Source organism: Bacillus gobiensis (genome assembly GCF_001278705.1).
GTDB lineage: Bacteria > Bacillota > Bacilli > Bacillales > Bacillaceae > Bacillus > Bacillus gobiensis.
The window spans coordinates 1,425,689-1,449,293 of sequence record NZ_CP012600.1 but is presented as its reverse complement, the minus strand read 5'-3'; the positions used below and the strand labels follow the sequence as shown (position 1 = coordinate 1,449,293).

The window sequence follows — 23,605 nt, the reverse complement described above, 5'->3', positions numbered from 1 at the left end:
ATAAATATATAAGGTGATTAAAGGGATTTTGAAAGGGGACTATCACATGCTGAAAAAACTGTTTGGCATAGGCAAAGCACAAGACACAAAAAACGAGGAAGCGGTTTATTCGCCAATTGATGGACAAGTTGTTCCTTTAGAAGAGGTTCCAGACCCTGTATTTTCACAAAAAATGATGGGAGAAGGAATTGCTGTCAAGCCTGAAAACGGCAACATTGTATCGCCTGTTGAAGGAGAAATTATTCAATTGTTTCATACAAAGCACGCAGTTGGAATCCGGTCGTTGTCAGGAATAGAGCTGTTAATTCACATCGGACTTGATACTGTAGAACTGATGGGAGAAGGATTCGAAGCTCATGTGAAGGAGGGGGACAAAGTAAAAGTGGGAGATCCGCTCATTACTTGCGACCTTGATTTTATCAGTGAAAAAGCAAGCAGTACGATTACCCCGATTGTTATCACAAACGGAGACATTGTAGAATCAATCGAACCATCCGGTGAATCAGATGCGGTGAAAGGAAAAACAAAGCTGTTTGATATAAAAGTGAAATAACAAAATGCAGGTGAGCCAGCCTGCATTTTTCCTTCGTTAACAGAAGTAAGCAGCATTAGAGGTGAACCGCCATCTACGACGAGGCGGAAATTTGACAGATTTAATTATTTTTCCCTCTTTCGAAACGAACGTCTCCTTAGTACAATAGGGAAAGAGGTGAAAGGGTTGGAACGAAAAAAAGATGTAACTGAGCTTCTCAATGGTTTAAAAGAGGATGATCGGTTTAAGGACCAGATCGTATATTGGCACACTACCCCAAAAAAAGAAGCAAAATATAAGGAGATGCCCGCGGCTTTGGACGACCGCTTGATTCATGCCTTAGCCAAAAAAGGAATAACCCGTCTTTATTCCCATCAATATTCCGCTTATGAAAAAACCGGAAATAAAGAAAACGTTGTCGCAGTAACTCCGACTGCTTCAGGTAAATCTCTCTGTTATCATCTCCCGGTATTACAAGAAATCATCAACGATCAGTCGTCGAGAGCCTTGTATTTATTTCCGACAAAAGCGTTATCACAAGACCAAAAAAGTGAAATGAATGAGCTGATCGAAGAAATTGGAATCGATATTCATTCATATACCTATGACGGGGATACATCACCAGCGATACGGCAAAAGATAAGAAAAGCCGGACATATTGTTATTACAAATCCTGATATGCTTCATTCCGCCATTTTGCCGCACCATACAAAATGGGTTTCTTTGTTTGAAAATCTAAAGTTTATTATTATTGATGAGCTTCACACGTATCGCGGGGTGTTTGGCAGCCATGTAGCCAATGTGATTCGTAGGCTTAAGCGAATTTGCAGCTACTACGGCAGCAATCCAACCTTTATTTGTACATCGGCGACAATCGCCAACCCCCTTGAGCTGGCGGAAACATTGACAGGCTCTAAGATGAATTTAATTTCAGATAACGGCGCACCTTCAGGCAAAAAACATTTTCTTTTTTACAATCCTCCGATTGTTAATCGGTCAATGAATATTCGAAAAAGTGCCGCTCTTGAAGTGAGGACACTTGCAGCAGAGCTTTTAAAAAATCAAATCCAAACGATTGTGTTTGCAAGAAGCAGGGTACGAGTAGAGCTGATATTAAGCTACTTGCAGGATATCATGAGGCCGATTGCCGGCGAGCCCGCTGTACAAGGCTACAGGGGAGGCTACCTTCCTACCGAACGAAGGAAGATTGAAAAAGGACTTCGCAGCGGAGACATCATGGGAGTGGTGAGCACCAACGCGCTGGAGCTAGGGGTGGATATCGGTCAGCTGCAAGCGTGCATTATGACAGGCTACCCCGGAACGATCGCAAGTGCTTGGCAGCAATCAGGGCGAGCAGGCAGAAGAGAAAATGAAGCATTAATCATTATGGTGGCAAGTTCAACGCCTTTGGATCAATACATCATTAAGCACCCTGCTTATTTTTTTGAGCAAACCCCCGAAACAGCCGTCATTGACCCGGATAACCTGGTCATTCTAGTAGATCATTTGAAATGTGCTGCATTCGAGCTCCCATTTAAACAAAATGAACGGTTCGGGCAAACTGAGGTTGAGGACATTCTTGACTATTTAAGAGAACAGGAAGTACTGCATTTACACGATGGGACGTACCATTGGATGAGCGATTCGTTTCCTGCGCATGGAATAAGCCTGCGGGCAGCCTCTCAGGAGAATGTGGTCATCATAGATCAATCCGTGCCGGGAAAAGCAGCTGTCATTGGGGAAATGGACCGTTTTAGCGCAATGACGCTCCTTCATGAGAAAGCGATCTATTTGCATAAAGGTGAACAATTTCAAGTTGAGCTGCTGGATTGGGAGGAAAGAAAAGCATATGTCAGAGAAGTGCAGGTCGATTATTTTACCGATGCCAATCTCGCAGTTGTGCTGAAGGTGCTTGAAATTGATAAGCTGTCTGAAGGCGAGCAGAAAATTACGGGCTTCGGAGACATCACAGTAAATGCCAAAGCGACTATTTTTAAGAAAATTCGCTTTGAAACTCATGAGAACATAGGTTCTGGACCGATTCATCTTCCCGAGGAGGAGCTTCATACGAACGCAGCGTGGGTTCAAGCAACAGATCACCAGGCTAAAAAGTGGAGCGACCTGCAAATGGAACAGGCGCTTCTTGGCGCAGCGAATATTTTGGGCTATGTCGCAGCTCTGCAAGTGATGTGCGACCCTTCTGATCTTCACGTTTATCCCCAGCTCAAAGCAGTACATAATGAAAAGCCGACGATTTTTATCTATGATAAATATCCAGGAGGAGTCGGGTTATCTAAAAAAATCCACGAACAGTTGGATCGTATTATTGCAGAGTCCCACAGGCTTGTAGCCGAATGCCCGTGCCAAACAGGCTGCCCGTCCTGTATTGGGGTAGATTCAGGGGGGCAGAAAGCAAAAGAACTCGTAATGCGCCTTTTAAATGACTGGAAGGATTGAACGGATATGTCGTCGATGAAAGGAAAACTAAACAGGATGAAAAAGCATCTCAGGAGCGAACCGGAAAAAACCGATTCGAAGCAAACGAGCTCTGCGGTTGAACCTAATATTGATTCATGGGAAAGGCTTGGAGCCGCTCCTTGTTTTTTTGAAGATGACTATTGCTTCGTTCGCGAAGTGACATATCCTTTGTCCGCTATGCATGGGAAGTATTCTTTGGCTGAGCTGCAACAGGTCGTTGAGATGTGGAATCAAACCAACATCGAGCACTCGTTATCGAGCAAAGGCTATCAAGCGAATCAGCTTTTTTTCTTTGATACGGAAACAACCGGTTTGTCTGGTGTCGGGCATTCAATTTTCTTATTAGGACATGCCAGAGTATATGATGACAAGGTGGTTGTCAGGCAGCAGATTTTGCCCGGACCGGGGCACGAGGTTGCTTTTTACCACTCGTTTTTAAGTGAGGTCGATATTAAATCTCTAGTGACCTATAACGGAAAAGCCTTTGATTGGCCGCATGTGAAAACGAGACATACCTTGTTAAGAAATAAACTTCCTGCGCTTCCTTCCTATGGGCACTTTGATTTGCTGCATGGTGCAAGAAGGCTGTGGAAGCACAAGCTTGACCGTGTATCATTAAGCAATGTCGAACAGGATGAACTGGAGGTTACAAGAGATGAAGATACACCAGGATTTCTAGCTCCGATGCTCTACTTTTCCTATTTAAAATCAAAAGATCCTGAAATTCTAAAAGGTGTCTTGAAGCATAATGAAGAGGACTTGCTTTCGTTAATTACGCTTTATATTCATATCTCCAAAAAAATTCTAAATCCGATCCGTACGGACGAACCGCTGGAAACGTATGAAATGGCCAGGTGGATGATCGCCCACAATCAAACAGATGAGGCAATCAGGCAATTAAAGAACCTGAGGCATGTGACGTTTGATAAAACAGAACATGCTAATCTGGATTTGTCATTTCTGTACAAGAAAAAAGGGTATTATTCAGAAGCCTCTGAAATATGGCTGAGCCTTCTAGCTGCTACAAATCTTAAAGTAAGACACGATGCTGGTATCGAGCTTGCTAAATACAAGGAGCACCAGGAAAAAGAATACGAATCAGCACTCGAAATAACAACAGCTCTACTTCACGACTATGAAGAAGCAAAAGATCTAAAAAATGAGAAAAGAATTGAATCTTTAAAGAGAAGGCAAAAGCGCCTTCTCAGAAAATTATCATAGAAGAAATTCTCGAGAAAATATTCCCCGGGCAAGCGCAAAAGCTGACGGATTTCGCCCTTTATCCCGGGATCTTTTTGAAATATATCTTCCATTAAAGAAGAATCGTGGCGATTCCTGTAATCGATTGTTAGCATAATTTTTAAGGAGTATTGGAAAATGTATAGAGGAATGTTTTATCTATTTTTTGTTGTAGTATTTTTAATCGTTTTTTTTCTTGCAAATTTCGGCCAAAGCTTTTTAAATCACATTTAAAATAGGTCGTTTCATTAGTACATGTTATCAGACCATTTCATAGGTTAATAATGTAAGATAGAAGCTTATGAAAGGGGATTGTTTCATGTTTTGTAGACCAAGACCAAATATGATGGCTCCCATTGTTCATCCGACGAAACACTGCCAAAACAACACATTCTCAGAATCAGTTGTTCCGCACATTCATCCAACTCACGTGAACAATGTTAATCATCATAAATTCAATCACGTTCATTACTATCCGCAAACACAGTCACAGTCGAATCAAGTATCACATCAGAATTTCAATGCGCCCGGTCCATACCCTGGTCAAGTGGCAGGAGCACAAATGGGACCAGGACAAATGGGTCCGGGACAAATGGGTCCTGATCCAGGCCAAGTAGCAGGTGCACAAACAGGCCAGTTTCCAAACCAGATGTTTCCTGGTCAGGTTGGCGGGGCTCAAGAAGGTCCTGGATCTGGGAAAGGCTACCGGAAAAAATAGCTGTATCGGACAAATGGGGCAGATCGTTGCCCCATTTTTTTCATACATTCCGGGTGTTCGCATAGTGAACATTTGACAACTGCTGATTTTTTTGAAAAAATATAGTATGATGATTCACGAATGAGGTGAAGGTTATGCTTGCTGAAAAAGTAAAGCTATCTGCTAAAGAAATTTTGGAAAAGGAATTTAAAACCGGGGTCAGAGGCTATAGACAAGAAGAAGTAGACAAATTTCTTGATATGGTCATTAAAGACTATGAAACCTTTCATCAAGAAATAGAGGAGCTGCAGCAGGAGAATCTTCAGCTGAAACGCCAGCTTGAAGAAGCAAATAAAAAGCAGCCTGTGCAATCTAACACTACGAACTTTGACATCTTGAAACGTTTATCAAATTTGGAAAAACACGTATTTGGAAGTAAATTATACGATTGACTTGTTTCTTTTGCCGTAATCATTTATAATAGGTACAGTTTTAACGTTCGGGTAATTGCTGCAGATCCAATCTGTAGAGGAAAGTCCATGCTCGCACGGTGCTGAGATGCCCGTAGTGTTCGTGCCTGGCCAAAAAATAAGCCAGGGCAGCTTGACGGCTGACGGCAGGAAAAAGGCCTAAATCTTTTTAGACATGGCCGAGTAACCTTGAAAGTGCCACAGTGACGAAGTCTCGCTAGAAATGGCGAGAGTGGAACGGGTAAACCCCACGAGCGAGAAACCCAAATTTTGGTAGGGGAACCTTCCTGAAGAAAGTGAACGGATGGAAGGACAGAATTTCGATTCTGTAGATAGATGATTACCGCCTTTGTACGAGGCAGCGGCCGTTTGCAGTACTGAGGAACAAAACATGGCTTACAGAACGTTGAAAATGTTAATCGAAATGATTTTAAGCTCTCCCATTAAAGGAGAGCTTTTATCTTGAAATGCAACTTTTAATGATATTGGGTGATCAAATGACATATACACTGATTGCAACTGCTCCTATGGGCATTGAATCAATTGTAGCAAATGAAGTGAAAAATCTTGGATATGAATGTAAGGTTGAGAACGGAAAAGTTATTTTTCAAGGGGACGAGCAGGCCATCTGCAGAGCCAATATGTGGCTGAGAACAGCTGACCGAGTAAAAATAAAAATTGCAGAATTCCCTGCAAAAACATTTGATCAGCTTTTTGAACAAACGAAAGCGCTTGATTGGAGCCGATTTATACCTGAAGGCGGCCAGTTTCCCGTTGTCGGAAAATCGCATAAATCCGTACTCGCGAGTGTTCCTGATTGTCAGAGGATTGTCAAAAAAGCAATTGCAGAAAAGCTAAAGCAGCAGTACAAAAAAAATTCAGAATTCCTGGATGAGACAGGAGCAGTATATAAAATCGAAATTTCACTGCTAAAGGATAAAGCAACGATCACCCTTGATACGTCAGGAGCTGATGCTCTACATAAAAGAGGCTATCGTGTTGATCAAGGAACAGCACCATTAAAGGAAACGCTGGCAGCAGCTCTTGTTCTGTTAACGAATTGGACACCCGACCGTCCCTTTGTCGATCCGTTTTGCGGCTCTGGAACCATCCCGATTGAAGCAGCTCTTATCGGACAAAATATTGCACCGGGGTTTAATCGTGATTTTGTGTCAGAAGGGTGGTCTTGGATGCCTAAAAATAAATGGGATCAGGCGAGACAGGAAGCAGAGGATCTTGCTAATTACGATCAGGAGCTTAGCATTTCTGGATGTGACATCAATCACCGCATGATCGAAATTTCTCAACAAAACGCGGAAGAGGCAGGGCTTGGCGGCATTATAAACTTTAAACAAATGCAGGTAAAGGATTTCAGATCATCTTCTGATTACGGAGTTGTCGTCGGAAATCCGCCATACGGCGAGCGAATCGGCGATAAAAAAGAAGTCGATCAAATGTATAAGGACATGGGCAGGGTCTTTAACGATCTCCATACATGGTCCGTTTACGTCCTCACTTCGAATGAGCAATTCGAAGAGTTATACGGTAAGAAAGCAACTAAAAAAAGAAAGCTTTTTAACGGATTTATTAAAACGGATTATTATCAATTTTGGGGAAAGCGTCCCCCGCGTCGGGAAGGATAATGTAGTCTTAGGAGGCTGGTTATGGTAAACGTGGTTATACTAAATGATGTCCATTTACACATTTCCGATTACCAGCAAAACATAGTAAAAGCAGCTAACGGAAAAGAGTTGCTTCAGGTGTCGTTTGCGTTTCAGGTAAGAAGCGAGGAGTATCATGATATAGCCGTGCTTTTGTATGAACGGACATTTGCTGTTTCTGTTCCGGAGAATGGGTTAAGTTTTAAAGGAACAATTTCAAATTATGCGACCTCTATAACCAATCTTTATAAGGAAAAATGTTGTAGGAAAGTACACCTTGGAATTAACGGAAGTTCTGGAAGAAAACAGGCCGTAATATTTCTGGTATAAGCGTTATTCAATTTGCATAAACTTGTGATTATTCTCTTTTTTAGAGGTGATCATCCATTATGAATAACAGCCACTATGATTTAATTGAAAAGGCGCTTGACGCGATCGAGGCGGAATTGCGGAATGCAGAAGCCTTAGATGAAGATTTTCAATCGATTTTCAATGCGAAAGAAAACCTGCAAAAAGCGAAACAGCATCAATCATCTGCGGATCACCCGTTTTTCAATATGCATTCGATAAGCAGAAAGTAAGTGAGTGAGAGTCGGCATCGCTTGGGGTGCCGGTTTTTGCTTTCTAATATCTCCTAAAGCAGGCAAATGAAACAAATGTAAGTATTAAGATTCTTAGATTGTAGAGGACGGAGGTTGATGCATACATGACAACATCAAAGCTGCCATTTGCGTTAACAAAATCAACAAATTTTTATCAAGAGCTGAACAATTGGATCGGTGACGTTTTTTACGATATTTTACCTGAAAAAGGCTTTGAATTAAGAGATGAACAAATATTCATGGCGTTTCAGCTCGAACAAGCCTTTAAAGATAAAAAGGTGATGTTTGCTGAAGCAGGTGTTGGGACAGGTAAAACACTTGTATATCTTCTATTTGCCATCAGCCATGCAAGATATACTGGCAAGCCCGCCATTATTGCTTGCGCGGATGAAACGTTGATTGAACAGCTTGTGAAAAAGGAAGGCGACATCGCCAAAATAAGAGAGCATTTGAATCTTCAAATTGATGCGAGACTTTCCAAATCACACGATCAATATTTATGTTTGAAAAAATTAGAAAAAACGATGCAGCTTTCGGATGAGGAGAAATGGCTTGATCTTTACGAATCCTTACCGTCATTTGTCCATGAATCATCGGCCATGCAAGCTTTTTACCCGTACGGAGATAGAAAAGATTATCATGAGCTTTCCGACGCCGAATGGGCTAAAGTTGGCTATGATTCTTTCCAAGATTGCTTAACCTGTGACATGAGACACCGCTGCGGATTGACTCTTTCCAGAGACCATTATCGAAAGTCAACAGATCTAATTATCTGTTCTCATGATTTTTACATGCAGCACATCTGGACGGAAGAAAGCAGAAAAAGGGAAGGACAGCTTCCGTTATTGCCTGACCACAGTTCTGTCGTATTTGATGAAGGACATTTGCTTGAATACGCTGCGCAAAAAGCTTTGACGTATCGGGTGAAGCAAGGGACACTCGAAATGTTCCTTGAACGTCTTCTTCAAAATGATATTAGAGAAGAGTTTGCCGAATTGATTGAAGAGACACTTCTAGAAAATGATCGTTTTTTTGCCAAGCTTCGTAAGCATAGTGAAACTATTGCTGGTTCAGACCGCATGCAAATTCTTCAAATGGAAGAGTTGAAAACCGAGGCATTTTCTCTTTACAAAAAGCTTGAGCAAATCGGGGAAGCACTCGTGTTCGAAGGTGAGCTGTATACGATTGACCATTACGCACTGACTGTCGTGGAAGAGTACATTGAGCAAATGGCGCATTCTCTCTCATTGTTCCATGAGGATGCGATCAGCTGGGTCGAGAGCAAGGATGGAGATACGACACTGACTATCATGCCAAAGACCGTTTCGGAGGTATTGGGAGAGCGGGTATTTTCGAAAAATATTCCTTTTATCTTTTCTTCAGCTACCCTTTCAGAAACAGGATCGTTTGATTACATGGCCAAAAGCTTAGGGATCAAGGATTTTATCAGCTTTACTGTTGATTCTCCTTATGATTATGAGGAACAAATGAAAATAACGATTGAAAGAATGCCTGAATCAAATCATCCCAATGAAATGAAAGCTGTTGAAGTTGTGAATCGAATCAAAGAATACGAAGGGAAAACACTTGTTTTATTTCCTACATTCGAAGAGCTTATGACGTTTAAAAAACAACAAATCGAACATCAATTTGATTTTCCTATCTATTTCGAAGGCGATGAAGAAATATCAACGCTCGTGAAAAAATTCCAAACCGAACAAGCTTCTGTATTGTGTACTGTACACCTTTGGGAAGGTCTCGATATTCCAGGTGCGTCTTTAGAGCATGTCGTCATTTGGTCGCTTCCGTTTCCTCCGTTTGATCCTGTATTTGAATCGAAGAGAAACGGTGCAGAGAATGCGTATCAAGAAGTGGATTTACCGTACATGCTTCTAAGGCTTCGCCAAGGGATCGGCCGTTTGATCCGATCGAGTGAGGATACGGGTACAATTGATATTTTCATAGGCACAGAGCAGGAAACAAATGTACTTCCAGAAGTTGAAAGGGTATTACCGGTAAAGCCTGCTGCCTCCTAAAAAACGAAGAAAAGCTGACAAAGCTTTTCTTTTTTATTTATGGCAAATGGAATAAAGTAACGTTAGGAGCAACTTTTTTTCTCCAATGAGGTGCAGGCTATTGACCTCCCAATTGATAATGGTTATCATTGCTATTATGGTGAAATTGACAGGAGGTTTACGAATTGATACATAGTTACCGGCTTCAATGGAGACTCGTCTTTTCCGTATTTTTGCTGGTTATTCTGGCAGCGTGCGGAAACGGCACCCAAACTGAGCCTAAAAATGAAAAGAATACAAAAGAAATAAAGCATTCACTAGGAACAGCCAACGTTCCGGAACATCCTGAACGAATAATTACACTTGAGCTAGGCTTCACTGAATTAGCTGCAACCTTGGGAACCAATCCGGTAGGAGTAGCTGACGATGAGCGGCCTGAAAGAATTCCACAAGCGATCCGAGAAAAAATTGAAGGCTACCAATCAGTGGGTACCCGCTCACAACCCAATTTGGAAGTCATTCGGAGCTTAAATCCTGATCTAATTATTGCAGACGTTGACCGTCATAAAAACATCTATAAGGAATTATCCAACATCGCGCCAACGATCGCGTTGAAAAGCGATACAGCCGGCTATCAGGATGTATTAGCTGCAACTGAGATTGTCGGAAAGTCTCTCGGCAAAGAGGAAGAAGCAGATAAGCTGATAGCTGATCATAAAAAGAAAGCGGATGAGACAAAAGCTAAGCTGGATATAAAAGACAAAAAAGTTCTGCAAGCTGGGTACTCATCGGAAAGCAATACATTTGAAGTTCCAACCTCTTCTTACTTTACTCCGAATTTTTTAACAACGGTGGGCATCAATTACGATTTAAAAGATGAGCAAGAGGTTCAACAGGAAATGACAATAGAGCAACTTGTGAATATTGATCCTGATGTACTGATCATCACAAAAACAGAAGATGAACCTTCTGCTAAAGACGCACTGAAAAATGATAAGCTTTGGAATGAATTAACTGCTGTACAAACAAATCAAGTCTATGAAGTAGACCATAATGATTGGTCGAGACGCCGGAGTATCCCTGCAGCCAATGATATTATGGAAGACTTGGGTTCAATGTTTGTGAAAGATAATCAATGATTGTGATAAGGAACAGAACATACTTTTTTGTTCTGTTCTCTTCATTTGGGGTGAACGCTCATGGATCCGCATAAAAAAAAGATCGTGATATGTCTATTAAGTTTATTTTTTATTATTATTTTGTTTTTTTATTTATCTTTAAAAATCGGCGCCTTTTCTTATTCGTTTTCATCTATCATACATTTTTTATTTTCAGGTGAAACGTCAAAAGAATCGATTGTATTCAACGATGTTCGATTGCCAAGAGCTGTCATCACTGCGGTTATCGGAGCGAATTTGGCGGTGGCAGGGGCACTTATGCAGATTTTAACGAAAAATCCACTTGCCTCACCAAGCGTATTCGGTATTAACGCGGGTGCATCGTTTACAGTCGTCAGTTTCATCGTTTTTATTCCGGGAATAATGGGATGGCCTCTTTTGCTCGCCGCATTTTTGGGTGGTTTTATTGCAGCTGCACTTATTTTTCTTATTAGTTCGATATTGAAAGGCGGAAATCTGGAGGTAAAGGTTGCCTTAACCGGGGTAGCCATTCAAGCCTTGCTTTCATCCTGTACGCAAGGGCTGCTTTTATTCAATGAAGATTCAGCGCAAAACATCCTAGTCTGGCTGGCAGGTACTGTCGCCGGAACAAAGTGGGAGGATGTTTTTCTTATTTTGCCGGTCAGCCTTATTGCTCTTATCGTTTCTTTTTGTTTGGCGGGTCCGCTATCCGTTTTGGCGCTTGGAGATGATGTGGCTAGAGGATTGGGACAACGAATTTTCATCCTAAAAGCAGCAGCAGGTTTTCTCGTCGTCGTGTTGGCGGGGGCATCTGTTGCAGCAGTAGGTCCTATTGGCTTTGTCGGATTAATTACCCCCCACGTGGTGAGGTATATCGCTGGAACTGATTACAGAGTCATTCTGCCATTGAGTGCTTTGTTTGGAGGGGCTCTTTTATTGGCTGCTGACGTCATGTCCAGATTTATCGCTTTTCCATATGAAACACCAGTTGGGATAGTAACAGCTTTAATTGGAGCACCATATTTTATTTATTTGGCTAAGTTTTACAAAAAACGAAGATCTTTTTCGAGGGCTTGAAATGAAGAAAAGAAATGAGGAACATGTTGTGAACAACCGGAGGGGCATCATCATAATTACTGCATTATTCATATGTTTGTTAATATTTTCAATCATAAATATCGGAATTGGTGCCGTTCCTATTTCTCCTATGTCGGTCGTTAAGGCCATCGTCGGTATCGGAAATCATAACGAAGCCTATATTATTTTACATTACCGATTGCCTAGAATTGTACTGGCTATTCTTGTGGGTGGAAGCCTTGCGGTTGCAGGATTAATCGCCCAGTCTGTTTTGCAAAATCCGCTTGCAGCACCGGATACTCTCGGTATTTCCGGCGGTGCGAGCGTGGCTGCTGTTTTCTGCTCATTGATGCTACCGCAGCTTCCAAGCGTATTCATCGGGCTTTCTGCATTTATCGGAGGAACGATTGCTGCGCTCTTCGTGTATTTCATTGCTTACGATTCTGGTACGGAACCTATCAGGCTGGCTTTGGTCGGTATTGCAGTCAGTGCCTTTTGCGGATCGGGTGTTCAGTTGTTTTTGACACAAGCGGATACAAATGTGCAAACTGCTCTGTTATGGCTGAATGGGAGCTTGTTCGGACGAACCTGGGAAAACGTCATTCAACTTCTTCCGTGGGCCATCCTATGTCTCATATTTGCAGGTTTGTCAGGGGAAATTTTGAATTCTTTGCAGCTGGGTCAAGACGTGGCGGCGAGCCTTGGAATTAAAGTGGAGTGGATGAGGTTTGTTTTATTAGGGATTTCTGTCCTATTAACAGGATCAAGTGTTGCGGCTGCTGGAATGATTGGTTTTGTCGGTTTAATAAGCCCGCATATATCAAGACAGCTGGTAGGGGCAGACCACCGTTATCTCCTGCCAGTCAGTATTCTTACAGGAGCACTAATTCTATTGATTGCCGATTCAATCGGAAGAGGAATCATGCCGCCGATTGAATTTCCTGCTGGCCTGATTACCGCAGTAATCGGTGCACCTTATTTTATTTATTTATTATGGCGTGAATCCAGAAATACTAGCAGCAAGGCATAACTGCGACATCTTTTATGCTGTTTCTCCTATATGCTTCGAACCTTGTTTTTTGATTGACTTATCCAAGTGTTTACATTAATCTGAAATCTATTAATGCTCTTATTCTGGTATAGGGGGAGAACTTGTGGCTATGGCTATCAGCGAAAAAGAAACAGAATTCCTTTCGATATTAAAAAAAATTACTCGTTATGAAGAGGCAGTCAGCCTTTTGTTTTGGGATGCCAGAACAGGGGCACCGAAGAAAGGCGCTTCGGACCGGGCAGAAACTATCGGAGAATTATCGGCAGTCATCTTTGAAATGCAAACGTCAGAAAAAATAAAAGACCTGATTGAAAGCTTAAGCAACGAATCAGACCACATACATAATGATACGAGACACGCCGTCGAAGAAGCAAAAAAAGTGTATGATCTTTTCAGCAAAATTCCAGCAGAAGAATATCAAGCCTTCGTTGTACTTCAATCTCAAGCGGAAACCGTGTGGGAGGAAGCGAAAGAAAAAGCCGACTTTTCCCTATTTGCTCCGTATTTGGAAAAGCTGATTGATTATAAAAAACGCTTTCTTGGGTACTGGGGATACTCCGGTAATAAATATAATACGTTATTAGATCAATATGAACCGGGATTGACGGTTGAGAAACTGGACGAAATGTTTGGTAAATTAAAAGAAGCGATTGTTCCGCTAGTGAAAAAAGTAGGTCAATCATCAAGTCAGCCAGATACAAGCTTCGCGTCTGTTTTTTTTCCTAAGGAAGACCAAAAAAAGCTTAGCCTCTTTTTTCTAAAGGAATTGGGCTATGATTTTAACGCGGGTAGATTAGACGAAACCGTTCACCCTTTTCAAATTACGATTAATCCGGGTGATGCCCGAGTAACGACGAAATACAATGAATACGACTTTCGCTCCGCATTATTTGGAACGATTCATGAATGCGGTCATGCGATGTATGAGCAAAACATTGATGAAGCCTTAAGCGGGACGAATTTAAGACAAGGAACTTCAATGGGGATCCATGAATCCCAATCGCTCTTTTTTGAAAATTTTATTGGAAGAAACCAAAGCTTTTGGAATAGGTATTTTACGGACGTTAAAAGCCATGCCCCAGAGGCTTTTAAAACGGTGGATGAAGATCAGTTTTACCGCGCGGTGAATGAATCAAAACCTTCTTTAATTCGAGTCGAAGCCGACGAATTAACGTATCCGCTTCATATTATGGTTCGGTATGAGATCGAAAAAGCAATATTTAATGACGAAGTAACGGTAGATCAGCTGCCAGATCTATGGAATTCCAAATACGAGGCATACCTTGGAATCAGTCCGTCAAACGATGCTGAGGGGATTTTACAGGATGTTCATTGGTCCGGCGGAGATTTCGGTTATTTTCCTTCTTATGCGTTAGGATATATGTATGCAGCCCAGTTTAAAAACAAATTGGCTGAAGACATACCTGAATTTGAACAGCTTATTGAAAAAGGTGAGTTTCAGCAAATCATACAATGGCTGAAAGAAAACGTTCATGTCCACGGAAAGCGGAAGAAGCCTCTTGAGATCATCCGGGAGGTTACGAACGAAGAATTAAACGTTCAGTATTTAATTGACTATTTAACGGATAAATACGAAACTCTCTATTTGAAGCCGTAAGAAAACCTGGTGTTAATTTAAAATAAAGTTTGATACTTTGTAAAAAAGTTCGATAATTTCTAATAAAGTTTGATTAAAAGTCCTGTATGATATGCAGGATTTTTTTGTTCCGCAATCGGGCCATTTTGCGGAATAACTAAGATTATTTGCTGGGTTCAGTAGGGATGGAAGGGGGACTGGAACGTCGACATTAACCATTTCTGTTAAACTAGTAACCAGAAATATTCTTTAGGAGGCTAACAAGATGGCAATAAAATATGTTCACACAAATATTATCGCAAATGATTGGGAAAAGCTGGCTAATTTTGATATAGAGGTTTTTAACTGTAAACCTCTATATCCTGAAAGAAATCTTTCGGGTGGATGGATAGAAAAAGTGACGAATATTGATAAAGCTAGAATTAAAGGTATTCACCTCAGATTACCGGGATATAACGTGGGGCCAACTTTAGAGATTTTTCAATATGATCCAGAGAATCTTAGGGTTAATTCTTCATATGTAAATCAGCAGGGATATGGACATATTGCATTTCATGTGGATGATGTTGAAAAGGTTTTGACGAAGTTGATAGAACATGGCGGAGAAAAATACGGAGAGTTAGTGAACCAACAATATGAATCACTTGGTTTATTGACGGTTGTTTATGCAAAAGACCCTGAAGGTAACATTATTGAAATCCAAAACTGGAAGAGTTAAGAACGTTTTTAATCAAACTTTTTTTCAAAGCTACACCTGGTCAGATAAACCAGTTTTTTTTCGGCAGTCAATCAGCATGGATTTACCTATATTGGAGGTATAATTTTATGAAAATGTTAAAGGATAAAATAGCTGCGGAAGGGATTGTTCTTTCCGATGAGATTTTAAAAGTCGACTCGTTTTTAAACCACCAAATCGATCCCGTCCTAATGTACCAAATAGGGAAGGAGTTTGCCAAAAGGTTTCAAGAGGAGCCGATTACAAAAATTGTGACGATTGAGTCTTCAGGCATTGCTCCTGCAGTTATGGCCGGACTAGTCCTCGGCGTACCTGTTATTTTTGCACGTAAGCGGCAGTCTCTTACACTAAACGAAAATTTGCTCACAGCCACCGTCTATTCATTTACTAAGCATACGGAGTCGACCATTGCGATCTCAGGCAGCTATTTAAATCAGGAGGATCATGTATTAATCATTGATGACTTTTTAGCCAATGGCGAAGCTGCCAATGGGTTGGCAGGTATTATTAATCAATCAGAAGCAAGCTTAGCGGGAATAGGAATTGTGATTGAAAAATCATTTCAACAAGGAAGAAAAAAGCTTGAGGAACAAGGAATAAAGGTCGAATCGCTCGCAAGGGTCAACTCACTTACTAATGGTATAGTCGATTTCCTCAACTGATACATTGAATAGTTCATTCTCACACGGGACACCTTAACTTCATGGAGGTGAGAGAATGAGCTATGTGCTTTCCATCGGGACAAGTCTGCCAGACTATCAGTTGAGCCAGTCCGATGCAATTCAATTTGCAAGAGAAATGTTTAAAGATTCGTTTCAAGATATAGAACGGCTGCTGAAATCCTTTACTAATGGAGATATAGAAAGCAGGCAGTTTGTTAAACCGCTAGAATGGTATTTCGCGAATCATTCATTTCAAGAAAAAAACCGCGTATACATAGAAATGGCGCTAAAGCACAGCATAGATGCCGTTCAAGCTTGCTTAACGAACGAGCGTCTTGGACAGACAGTTTTGCCGGAACAAATTGATGCAATTATTTTTGTCAGCTCGACAGGCTTATCCACTCCAAGCATTGAGGCGAAGCTTATGAATGCGCTCCCTTTTCGCAAATCGACAAAAAGAATGCCTTTATGGGGATTGGGGTGCGCTGGCGGTGCATCCGGACTTTCAAGAGCACATGAATATTGTCAGGCGTTTCCGGAAGCATTTGTATTAGTCATTGCTGTTGAGCTTTGCAGTTTAACCTTCCAGCAAGGGGATAAAAGCAAAAGCAACTTAATCGGGACATCATTATTTGGCGACGGGATTGCCTGTGCTCTGTTGTGCGGAGATGAAGCCAGGCGAAATCTTGACTGCAATTCCTTATTTCCTAAAATTCTTAATACACAATCGATGCTAATGGAGCATTCAGAGGACGTGATGGGCTGGGAATTTACCGACGAAGGCTTTAAAGTCATTTTCTCACGAGATATACCTGCGATCATTCAACAATGGCTAAAAAGAAATGTCGACACTTTTTTAGAGCAAAATCAGCTGGAGATAAATAAAATCGGTCCATTTCTCGCTCATCCCGGCGGCAAAAAAGTATTAGATGCTTATAAGAAAAGCCTATCCATGTCAGACAGCCAGCTTGAGTTCTCGAAACGAGTATTGGCGAAGCATGGCAATATGTCGTCTTCCACTGTTTTTTTTGTGTTGGAAGAGCATGCCCGCCGAAATAAAATAGGCATAGAGAAATATGGATTAATCGGTGCTCTTGGTCCGGGATTTTCTTCAGAGCTGCTGCTTGTCTCATGGGAAAGGGTGGAAGCTTAAATATGTTTTGGCTGATGATAAGTATTCTTCTTCTGCAAAGAGTCAGTGAGCTCTTTCTGGCAAATCGAAATGAAAACACCGTCAAAAAATTAGGTGCGGTTGAGTATGGAAGGAAGCATTATCCGTTCCTAGTCAGCATGCATGGTTTATTTTTTCTTTGCTTTATGCTCGAGGTTAATTTGTTGGAGCGGACATTGTCCGGCTGGTGGGGAATTTTGCTGCCTTTTATTTGCCTCGTACAGCTGATTAGATACTGGGCAATTTTCTCACTGGGATTTTACTGGAATACGAAAATTTTTGTTATTCCGGACGCTGAACTTTGTAGCAAAGGCCCTTATAAATGGAGCAGGCATCCAAATTATATCGTCGTTGCTCTGGAATTTATTTTGCTGCCTTTGCTGTATAATGCATATGTCACCGCTTTTATGTTTACCGTATTAAACGCATGTATGATGAGAATAAGAATCCAAGAAGAAGAAAAAGCATTGCAGCTGAATAGGAATTAATATTGAAAATGATTATCATTAATGATAAGATGTTTGTAATTATTATTTCAAAGGGAAGGTGGAAGCATGATCGCGTTTTTTCTCAGCTTTGCCGTAATTGCTTACAGCCTTTTAACCGGTCTAGTTTTAAAAAAAGTATCAAAACGAACCATTCAATAAAAACTGCCGATGGCGGTTTTTTCTTTTGGAAGAAAATAATCTAATTTTTGTGTAAAATAAAACATAAGGAGAAATCCTGCAAACGGGGAATCAGGGAAAAGGGGATAGATAGAGATGACAAATACGCGTACAGAGGATGCGCTCGCATGGAAAACAGGCATCCTTTATGACGAGCTAATAAATAACGGAGATCACGAACGTGCCAAACAGCTCGGATTCATCATGAATAAAGAAAGCAGCCGGGAAATTTATATTGCTTTTGCTGGGCATTATTCTGCCGGTAAATCTTCACTGATCAATTCTCTGCTGAATGAAAATGTTTTGCCTTCTGGTCCGATTCCGACAAGTGCTAATCTGGTAAAGGTAAAAAAGGGGGAGCCGCAGGTTACTCTTTTTACGTCTGACGGAGAATGCTTCGGCATGAAAGGCCGCTATGAAAAAGAAAAGGTTCAAGCGTATTGCAAAAATGGAGCACAGGCCGAAATTGTCGAGATTTCCGGAGAATTTGCAGCTTTGGGTGATCGAGCGGTGATGATTGATACGCCTGGAATTGACTCGACTGACCACACTCATTTTGCTCATGCCAAATCAATTTTATATCAAGCAGATGCACTGTTCTATGTTGTCCACTACAATCATGTTCATTCCGAAGAAAACATCAGGTTTTTACACTACATTCAAGACAAAATTCCAAGTATCTATTTTATTGTAAATCAAGTCGATCGCCATGACGAGAGCGAAACTTCCTTCGAAGCTTATAAAAATCAAGTGATTGATATGCTTAGGAACGAAGGTATAAAGAAAGAACATCTGTTTTTCACGTCAGTAACCGAACCGGATTTTCCCTTAAATGAAATGGAAAATCTAAAAAAAGAGCTTTCCATCGTCCAGAATCAAACGGATGAAAAAAGGCGCTTCTATACAGAGACGAAAATAACGAATGTTCTTAATGAACATATCGAGCAGGTACTTCAGACGGATGGGAATCTGGAGGAGCTTCAAAAGCAGATCACCGACATAAAGAAGCAATTAGAAGCAATTGAAGAAAAATTGGATGATGTATCAAGTAATGCTGCCGATACATACGAGTTGTTAAAGGCTGAAGCAAACAAAGTCATCAGCAATGCAAATCTTACACCTTTTGAACTGAGGGAAAAAGCAAGCATGTATCTTGAATCGCTGTTGCCGAATTTCAAAAAAGGGTTGTTCTTCTCGAAAGCTAAAACGTCAGCAGAAAAACAGGCGAGATTTGAAAACCTTTTTGCAGAGTTGAAGGAACGCGTCCGTGCAGAAATGGATTGGCACCTGGTCGATCTATTGAAAAATGCAATGGAAAGCTATTACGTTAGAGATGAACAATTGAAAGCAAAAGTGATTTCATACGAAACAGAGGTTTTAAAAAGCGATCTTTTAAAAGCGGTTACACCTGGGACTCACGTTTCGAGTGAATATGTGATGAATTATTCAAGTGAACTCGCCGACATTTTGAAGAGGAAAGGAAAACATGCTGTAAACGATTTGTTAAACAGCTTCAATGAGCATGCATCCAGCAAAATAAGGGAGAAATCCACATTATTAAATAATGAGTGGCTGCATAACAAAGGCAAGCTGGAAGAAATGGAAGCAGCGTTTCAACGTCAAATGGAGTTGAAGGAGAAAAGCACGAACATTTTGGATGTATGGAATAACCCATTAGAAAGTATTCCTGATATGAATCCACGTTGGTTCCAAACCAATTATCGTCTAACAAATATACCAGAGTCGGAAAAAAATGTTCCGGTAGTTAAGCATCATGAACCGGTGCATGAACGAGGACACATCAAAGAGAGTGAAAATAAGCAGCTTCCTGTTCAAAACTATCTTAATTTATTCGAAAATCTGGCGTGTTCAATAGCGGAAGTTGACCTTATCAAGAGCCAATGGACGAACTTTTATCAGAAAACAGAGCGGCTCAAGACGAAACAGTTTACGATCGCGTTATTTGGTGCCTTCAGTGCAGGGAAATCCTCTTTTGCCAATGCGCTGCTCGGAGAAAAAATTCTACCTTCGTCTCCGACTCCGACGACAGCAACGATAAACAAGATCGTCAAGCCTGTTCATTCTCATCAGAATAGAACGGCAGAGATTGTATTCAAATCAGTCGAAGAAATAGAGCAAGAACTGGTGAATCTGACAGATGGGAAGTTTTCCCCTGAAAAAAAGCGCTCATTTGAAGAGAGTGTAAGCCGATTGATAAAACAACGCAAGCTTTCAACCGATCAAAATACTATCGTTTCAAACTTTCTTACTGCCTTTCAAGCGTTTAAGGAGCCGATTTCAAACAACAAGAAATTGATTGTAAATACAGGGGAGCTCTTTCCATTTGTGGCAGATGAACACGTATCCTGTGCCGTAAAAGAAGTCACAGTTTACATATCAGCTCCGATTACTGAAAAAGGAATTAAACTCGTTGATACCCCGGGAGCAAGCAGTATAAATAAACGCCACACAGAAGCAGCCTTTCAGTATATGAGTGAAGCGGATGCTATCGTTTATGTAACGTATTATCAGCATTCCTTTTCAAGAGCGGATCGTTCATTTATCAGGAAGCTTGGTCTCGTACAGGATTCATTAGGCTCGGACAAAATGTTTTTTGTCATTAATGCATCAGACCTCGCCCAAAATGAAGAGGAATTGGACATCGTATTGCATTATGTCAAAGGCGAGTTGGGTAAAGAAGGGATATCCCAAGCAAATCTTTACCCGGTATCAAGCAAGCACATGTTAGAGGGGACAAATGCGGATTCTGTCAATCAATTTCGTGAACTCGAGTCCCATCTTTACCAATTTATCGAGCAAGATTTGGCAAGAGCTTCAATCGAACAATTGATAAAAGACGGTAAGAACATGTGCGAAACGGTTTTTCGCTTGAATGATTCTCTAAATAAATCCGAAGAAGATAAACGAGCTGAAATAATAAACATGAAAGAGCAGCTCGCTCAATTGGCTCAACATGCAGAAATGCTAAGGAAGTCTACAATTATAAAAGAGCTGGCAATTAAGGATATGAGCGAGCAGCTTTACCATATCCAGCGCAGAATTTCATTTTTTGCGAATGATCTTATCAAATCTGAATTTCATCCAGGCATGCAAAACGGCAGCTGGCAGGAAAATTGTAAAAGCGCATTGAGAAGATGCATCTCAGCATACGAATCAGAGTTTTATCAGGAAATGAAAGCTTTCGAACTTCGGCTGAATGCATTTTTTGAAAAACATGTTGATGCTGAGTGGATTCAAGCATTACAATGGAAGGCAGAAAGCTTTGAGGTATCTTTCTTTTCGATCACTCTTGAACCCAGAACCCTTCAGCAGAACAGCTCGTTGCAAATGATTGAGCCAACTGTTGAAATAACAGAGATAGAAGAAGTGTTAAAAATGATCAAAAGCCCGAGGTCATTTTTGGATCTGAAAGGGAAAGCTTTGTTTGTCGAGGCTCTACGCGAGAAGCTGTCACTTGCCGCAGGACAGTGGATTCAAGAAGCAAAACTGTCTATTGCGGATGAATTAGCTAAGCGGACTGAGCATTTGCAAGCAGAACTTGCGAAAGAAGCTTACCGGCAAATGAACGAGCAAGCCTCATCTTATGAAAAAGCAATCGAAGATATAAAAGAAGCAAAAACGTTAAAGCAAGCCGCATCATTTTGCAAGTCATGGCTGGAAAAGCTCCGACAGATGCACGTAAACGCGTAAATTTACCAAGGAAGGAAGAACAATATGGCAGAAGTACATGCTGCAATTACCGCACATTCAACTCGTCAAAACAAAATTGTCCGAACATTTTTTCTGCTTGATCAAAAAAGAGAGGCAGCGATTGAAGAAGCGATCAGAAAATGCAAACGAAAGGAAAGCTTCACAGTTGATCAGATCAATGAGATTACGATAGAGATGAGAAAGCTTTCCTCAACCGGAATCGTCCCTGTCAGACAATTGGTAACAAAAGAAATGGTGGCTGAGTACGTTAATCAAAAGCAATGATTTCCATCAAGTTTTCTCGTTCTTTTGGAAATACTAACGGTATCCTTACAAAAGGGGGAGAAAAAATGGGTCGTACAAAACCGGCAAATAAAAACGCCATGCAAAATAATAATGAAAAAAAGAAGAACCTGGAAAATTCCGGTTCATATGCGGAAAGAGAAGTCGCGAAGCTTTCCTCTTCCAATAAATAAGTGAAAGACAGCTCTGGGAAAGGGAGCTGTTTTTCTTTGTTGCCGATGTGGTAAAATAGGCGGAGGAGGAGATTTATGTGAAAAAGAACGTATTACTTGTTGACGGAATGGCTTTGCTGTTTCGCTCGTTTTTTGCAACTGCCGTTCATCGGAATTTTATGATTAATGATAAAGGGATTCCTACGAACGGAGTGAATGGTTTTTTAAAGCATTTGCTAACTGCTTTGAAAACATTTGAACCAAGCCACGTGCTTTGCTGCTGGGATATGGGCAGCAAAACTTATCGAAATGACATATATGAACATTATAAATCAAATCGAAACCTGCCTCCTGAGGAATTGATTCCCCAATTTGATTTAGCCAAAGAAGCTGCTGAAAAGCTGGGAATAAAAAATATCGGACTAGCCGGTTTCGAAGCGGATGACTGTATCGGGACACTCTCTACTCTTTTTTCTGCAGAAGCAGATGTCACAATATTAACTGGTGACCGTGACCTTTTGCAGATGCTGACTGACAATGTATCAGTTGCGTTACTGCAAAAAGGAATCGGGAATTACAAAATTTATCAGGCGGAAGAATTTCGATTGGAGACAGGAATCGAGCCGAAAGCGCTGATTGATGTAAAAGCATTAATGGGGGATACGAGTGATAATTATCCCGGAGTAAGAGGAATAGGGGAGAAAACGGCATATAAGCTGATTCAAACGTATAAAACCATCGATGCTCTGCTTGCAAACCTCCACGAGCTGACAAAAGGCCAGCAAACAAAAATAAATGAATGCCTAAGTGATCTGCACTTGTCCAGACAGCTTGCAGAAATTAAGTGTGACGTACCTGTCGCATGTGTGCTCGCGGATGCTGAATTACGTTTATTATTCGATGAAGCTTTGGAAATGTTAAGTGACCATCAGATAAAAGGCATCGAGCCATTTCTATTTAAATTAGAACGTTATCGGGAGATCAGCTAAGTACTGATCCCTTTAACGCTTCGTATTGCTTTTTTTTGCTTTTTGCTCCAACTCACTTTTGGGATCGGTATGTGCACTTCCTGTAATTTCTCCTTGTGGAGGGATCCCGCCGGTTACTTTGCCTTTATCTTCTGGGCTTTGGTCTGCAGCCATGATTATCACCTCATGACTTAGCATTGCCAGTTTTCGTGAAAATACTATTCATTCATCCGGATGGCTTTCTTTGCCAGGGCGTCTGCGTGCGGGTTTTGTTTCGTCGGAATCCACTTGATGAAAAAGAGATCAAAGTGTTTTTTTAAAGAAATAATTTTCTCAAGATAAGGCATATACGATTTGTTTTTCGTAAATTCCTGGTCAACAGCACGTTCCACCAGCTCAGAATCGGTTCGAAAAGACACAGAAGTTATTTCTTTGCTAATACAAAGTTCCATTCCTTTGATCACTGCCATAAATTCTGCTTCGTTGTTATTGGTGATTCCAATCGGCAGGGAATAGGATTCGCTGCCATGAGGAGTTTTTAAATATATGCCGACTCCGGAAAAGCCCGGGTGACCAGCACTTGCTCCATCCACATATACTTCAATAAACATAGCTTTATCCTTTCATTTTTAAATTCCTTTTTGCATAACCTATAGACATCCTAACGATAATAAGACGG

The 23,605-nt window shown here is 41.0% G+C and carries 23 protein-coding genes and 1 other RNA gene; 22 read left to right on the top strand and 2 right to left on the bottom strand.

The window, feature by feature from the left end:
- Nucleotides 1-46 precede the first annotated feature (46 nt).
- The 22 genes from AM592_RS07045 to AM592_RS06945 all read left to right on the top strand — a co-directional run bounded on the left by AM592_RS07045 (nt 47) and on the right by AM592_RS06945 (nt 22,947).
- Nucleotides 47-553: a PTS sugar transporter subunit IIA gene (locus AM592_RS07045; protein ID WP_053603134.1), complete on the top strand. Its 507-nt coding sequence runs from the start codon at nt 47-49 to the stop codon at nt 551-553.
- Between the two features lie 165 nt (nt 554-718).
- Nucleotides 719-2,989, top strand: coding sequence for a DEAD/DEAH box helicase (locus AM592_RS07040; RefSeq protein WP_053603133.1), 2,271 nt, complete (start codon nt 719-721; stop codon nt 2,987-2,989).
- Between the two features lie 6 nt (nt 2,990-2,995).
- Nucleotides 2,996-4,231 (top strand): ribonuclease H-like domain-containing protein, encoded by a 1,236-nt coding sequence (locus tag AM592_RS07035; protein ID WP_053603132.1) that lies wholly within the window; start codon nt 2,996-2,998, stop codon nt 4,229-4,231.
- Nucleotides 4,232-4,568: 337 nt separating this feature from the next.
- Nucleotides 4,569-4,967, top strand: coding sequence for a spore coat protein (locus AM592_RS07030; protein WP_053603131.1), 399 nt, complete (start codon nt 4,569-4,571; stop codon nt 4,965-4,967).
- Nucleotides 4,968-5,101: 134 nt separating this feature from the next.
- Nucleotides 5,102-5,398 (top strand): cell division regulator GpsB, encoded by a 297-nt coding sequence (gene gpsB, locus AM592_RS07025; protein WP_053603130.1) that lies wholly within the window; start codon nt 5,102-5,104, stop codon nt 5,396-5,398.
- Nucleotides 5,399-5,441: 43 nt separating this feature from the next.
- Nucleotides 5,442-5,820, top strand: an RNA gene (gene rnpB, locus AM592_RS23185) — RNase P RNA component class B.
- Nucleotides 5,821-5,883: 63 nt separating this feature from the next.
- Nucleotides 5,884-7,059 carry a THUMP domain-containing class I SAM-dependent RNA methyltransferase gene (locus AM592_RS07020; RefSeq protein WP_225970338.1) on the top strand — a complete coding sequence of 392 codons (1,176 nt, stop codon included), beginning with the start codon at nt 5,884-5,886 and terminating at the stop codon, nt 7,057-7,059.
- A gap of 21 nt (nt 7,060-7,080) precedes the next feature.
- Nucleotides 7,081-7,407, top strand: coding sequence for a DUF3219 family protein (locus tag AM592_RS07015; RefSeq protein ID WP_312883771.1), 327 nt, complete (start codon nt 7,081-7,083; stop codon nt 7,405-7,407).
- Nucleotides 7,408-7,466: 59 nt separating this feature from the next.
- Entirely contained in the window at nt 7,467-7,658 is a 192-nt protein-coding gene (locus AM592_RS07010) for a hypothetical protein (protein ID WP_053603129.1), read from the top strand.
- A 125-nt stretch (nt 7,659-7,783) separates the two neighbouring features.
- Complete coding sequence (locus AM592_RS07005) at nt 7,784-9,715, top strand: ATP-dependent DNA helicase (RefSeq protein WP_053603128.1); 1,932 nt, start codon at nt 7,784-7,786, stop codon at nt 9,713-9,715.
- Between the two features lie 164 nt (nt 9,716-9,879).
- Nucleotides 9,880-10,833, top strand: coding sequence for an ABC transporter substrate-binding protein (locus AM592_RS07000; RefSeq protein ID WP_053603127.1), 954 nt, complete (start codon nt 9,880-9,882; stop codon nt 10,831-10,833).
- Nucleotides 10,834-10,893: 60 nt separating this feature from the next.
- The gene (locus AM592_RS06995; RefSeq protein ID WP_053603126.1) at nt 10,894-11,910 is read left to right on the top strand and encodes a FecCD family ABC transporter permease; all 1,017 of its coding nucleotides are present in this window, start codon (nt 10,894-10,896) and stop codon (nt 11,908-11,910) included.
- Between the two features lies 1 nt (nt 11,911).
- Nucleotides 11,912-12,940: a FecCD family ABC transporter permease gene (locus AM592_RS06990; protein WP_053603125.1), complete on the top strand. Its 1,029-nt coding sequence runs from the start codon at nt 11,912-11,914 to the stop codon at nt 12,938-12,940.
- Nucleotides 12,941-13,070: 130 nt separating this feature from the next.
- The gene (locus AM592_RS06985; protein ID WP_053606014.1) at nt 13,071-14,579 is read left to right on the top strand and encodes a carboxypeptidase M32; all 1,509 of its coding nucleotides are present in this window, start codon (nt 13,071-13,073) and stop codon (nt 14,577-14,579) included.
- Nucleotides 14,580-14,823: 244 nt separating this feature from the next.
- Nucleotides 14,824-15,276: a VOC family protein gene (locus AM592_RS06980; RefSeq protein ID WP_053603124.1), complete on the top strand. Its 453-nt coding sequence runs from the start codon at nt 14,824-14,826 to the stop codon at nt 15,274-15,276.
- A gap of 107 nt (nt 15,277-15,383) precedes the next feature.
- The gene (locus tag AM592_RS06975; RefSeq protein WP_053603123.1) at nt 15,384-15,956 is read left to right on the top strand and encodes a xanthine phosphoribosyltransferase; all 573 of its coding nucleotides are present in this window, start codon (nt 15,384-15,386) and stop codon (nt 15,954-15,956) included.
- A gap of 55 nt (nt 15,957-16,011) precedes the next feature.
- On the top strand, nt 16,012-17,109 hold the full coding sequence (locus AM592_RS06970; RefSeq protein WP_053603122.1) for a type III polyketide synthase: 1,098 nt from the start codon (nt 16,012-16,014) through the stop codon (nt 17,107-17,109).
- A gap of 2 nt (nt 17,110-17,111) precedes the next feature.
- Nucleotides 17,112-17,615, top strand: a complete 504-nt coding sequence (locus tag AM592_RS06965) for an isoprenylcysteine carboxyl methyltransferase family protein (protein ID WP_053603121.1) — start codon at nt 17,112-17,114, stop codon at nt 17,613-17,615.
- A gap of 273 nt (nt 17,616-17,888) precedes the next feature.
- Nucleotides 17,889-21,503, top strand: coding sequence for a dynamin GTPase (locus tag AM592_RS06960; protein ID WP_053603120.1), 3,615 nt, complete (start codon nt 17,889-17,891; stop codon nt 21,501-21,503).
- Nucleotides 21,504-21,527: 24 nt separating this feature from the next.
- Nucleotides 21,528-21,788, top strand: coding sequence for a DUF2533 family protein (locus AM592_RS06955; protein WP_053603119.1), 261 nt, complete (start codon nt 21,528-21,530; stop codon nt 21,786-21,788).
- A 65-nt stretch (nt 21,789-21,853) separates the two neighbouring features.
- Nucleotides 21,854-21,979: a hypothetical protein gene (locus AM592_RS24945; protein WP_264080167.1), complete on the top strand. Its 126-nt coding sequence runs from the start codon at nt 21,854-21,856 to the stop codon at nt 21,977-21,979.
- 77 nt (nt 21,980-22,056) lie between these two features.
- Complete coding sequence (locus tag AM592_RS06945) at nt 22,057-22,947, top strand: 5'-3' exonuclease (RefSeq protein ID WP_082363823.1); 891 nt, start codon at nt 22,057-22,059, stop codon at nt 22,945-22,947.
- 12 nt (nt 22,948-22,959) lie between these two features.
- On the opposite strand, the gene sspL is transcribed toward AM592_RS06945, so the two are convergent.
- Both sspL and AM592_RS06935 read right to left on the bottom strand, forming a co-directional pair.
- Complete coding sequence (gene sspL / locus AM592_RS06940; RefSeq protein ID WP_053603117.1) at nt 22,960-23,100, bottom strand: small, acid-soluble spore protein L; 141 nt, start codon at nt 23,098-23,100, stop codon at nt 22,960-22,962.
- A gap of 44 nt (nt 23,101-23,144) precedes the next feature.
- A complete protein-coding gene (locus tag AM592_RS06935) occupies nt 23,145-23,537 on the bottom strand; it encodes a ribonuclease HI family protein (protein WP_053603116.1) in 393 nt (130 codons plus the stop codon).
- Nucleotides 23,538-23,605 lie beyond the last annotated feature (68 nt).

Bases quoted from the DNA above. Each gene is read 5' to 3' on its own strand.
- AM592_RS07045 (WP_053603134.1), top strand. From the start codon at position 47: ATGCTGAAAAAACTGTTTGGCATAGGCAAAGCACAAGACACAAAAAAC.
- AM592_RS07035 (WP_053603132.1), top strand. From the start codon at position 2,996: ATGTCGTCGATGAAAGGAAAACTAAACAGGATGAAAAAGCATCTCAGG.
- AM592_RS07030 (WP_053603131.1), top strand. From the start codon at position 4,569: ATGTTTTGTAGACCAAGACCAAATATGATGGCTCCCATTGTTCATCCG.
- gpsB (WP_053603130.1), top strand. From the start codon at position 5,102: ATGCTTGCTGAAAAAGTAAAGCTATCTGCTAAAGAAATTTTGGAAAAG.
- AM592_RS07020 (WP_225970338.1), top strand. From the start codon at position 5,884: ATGCAACTTTTAATGATATTGGGTGATCAAATGACATATACACTGATT.
- AM592_RS07015 (WP_312883771.1), top strand. From the start codon at position 7,081: ATGGTAAACGTGGTTATACTAAATGATGTCCATTTACACATTTCCGAT.
- AM592_RS07010 (WP_053603129.1), top strand. From the start codon at position 7,467: ATGAATAACAGCCACTATGATTTAATTGAAAAGGCGCTTGACGCGATC.
- AM592_RS07005 (WP_053603128.1), top strand. From the start codon at position 7,784: ATGACAACATCAAAGCTGCCATTTGCGTTAACAAAATCAACAAATTTT.
- AM592_RS06995 (WP_053603126.1), top strand. From the start codon at position 10,894: ATGGATCCGCATAAAAAAAAGATCGTGATATGTCTATTAAGTTTATTT.
- AM592_RS06990 (WP_053603125.1), top strand. From the start codon at position 11,912: ATGAAGAAAAGAAATGAGGAACATGTTGTGAACAACCGGAGGGGCATC.
- AM592_RS06985 (WP_053606014.1), top strand. From the start codon at position 13,071: ATGGCTATCAGCGAAAAAGAAACAGAATTCCTTTCGATATTAAAAAAA.
- AM592_RS06980 (WP_053603124.1), top strand. From the start codon at position 14,824: ATGGCAATAAAATATGTTCACACAAATATTATCGCAAATGATTGGGAA.
- AM592_RS06975 (WP_053603123.1), top strand. From the start codon at position 15,384: ATGAAAATGTTAAAGGATAAAATAGCTGCGGAAGGGATTGTTCTTTCC.
- AM592_RS06970 (WP_053603122.1), top strand. From the start codon at position 16,012: ATGAGCTATGTGCTTTCCATCGGGACAAGTCTGCCAGACTATCAGTTG.
- AM592_RS06965 (WP_053603121.1), top strand. From the start codon at position 17,112: ATGTTTTGGCTGATGATAAGTATTCTTCTTCTGCAAAGAGTCAGTGAG.
- AM592_RS06960 (WP_053603120.1), top strand. From the start codon at position 17,889: ATGACAAATACGCGTACAGAGGATGCGCTCGCATGGAAAACAGGCATC.
- AM592_RS06955 (WP_053603119.1), top strand. From the start codon at position 21,528: ATGGCAGAAGTACATGCTGCAATTACCGCACATTCAACTCGTCAAAAC.
- AM592_RS24945 (WP_264080167.1), top strand. From the start codon at position 21,854: ATGGGTCGTACAAAACCGGCAAATAAAAACGCCATGCAAAATAATAAT.
- sspL (WP_053603117.1), bottom strand. From the start codon at position 23,100: ATGGCTGCAGACCAAAGCCCAGAAGATAAAGGCAAAGTAACCGGCGGG.
- AM592_RS06935 (WP_053603116.1), bottom strand. From the start codon at position 23,537: ATGTTTATTGAAGTATATGTGGATGGAGCAAGTGCTGGTCACCCGGGC.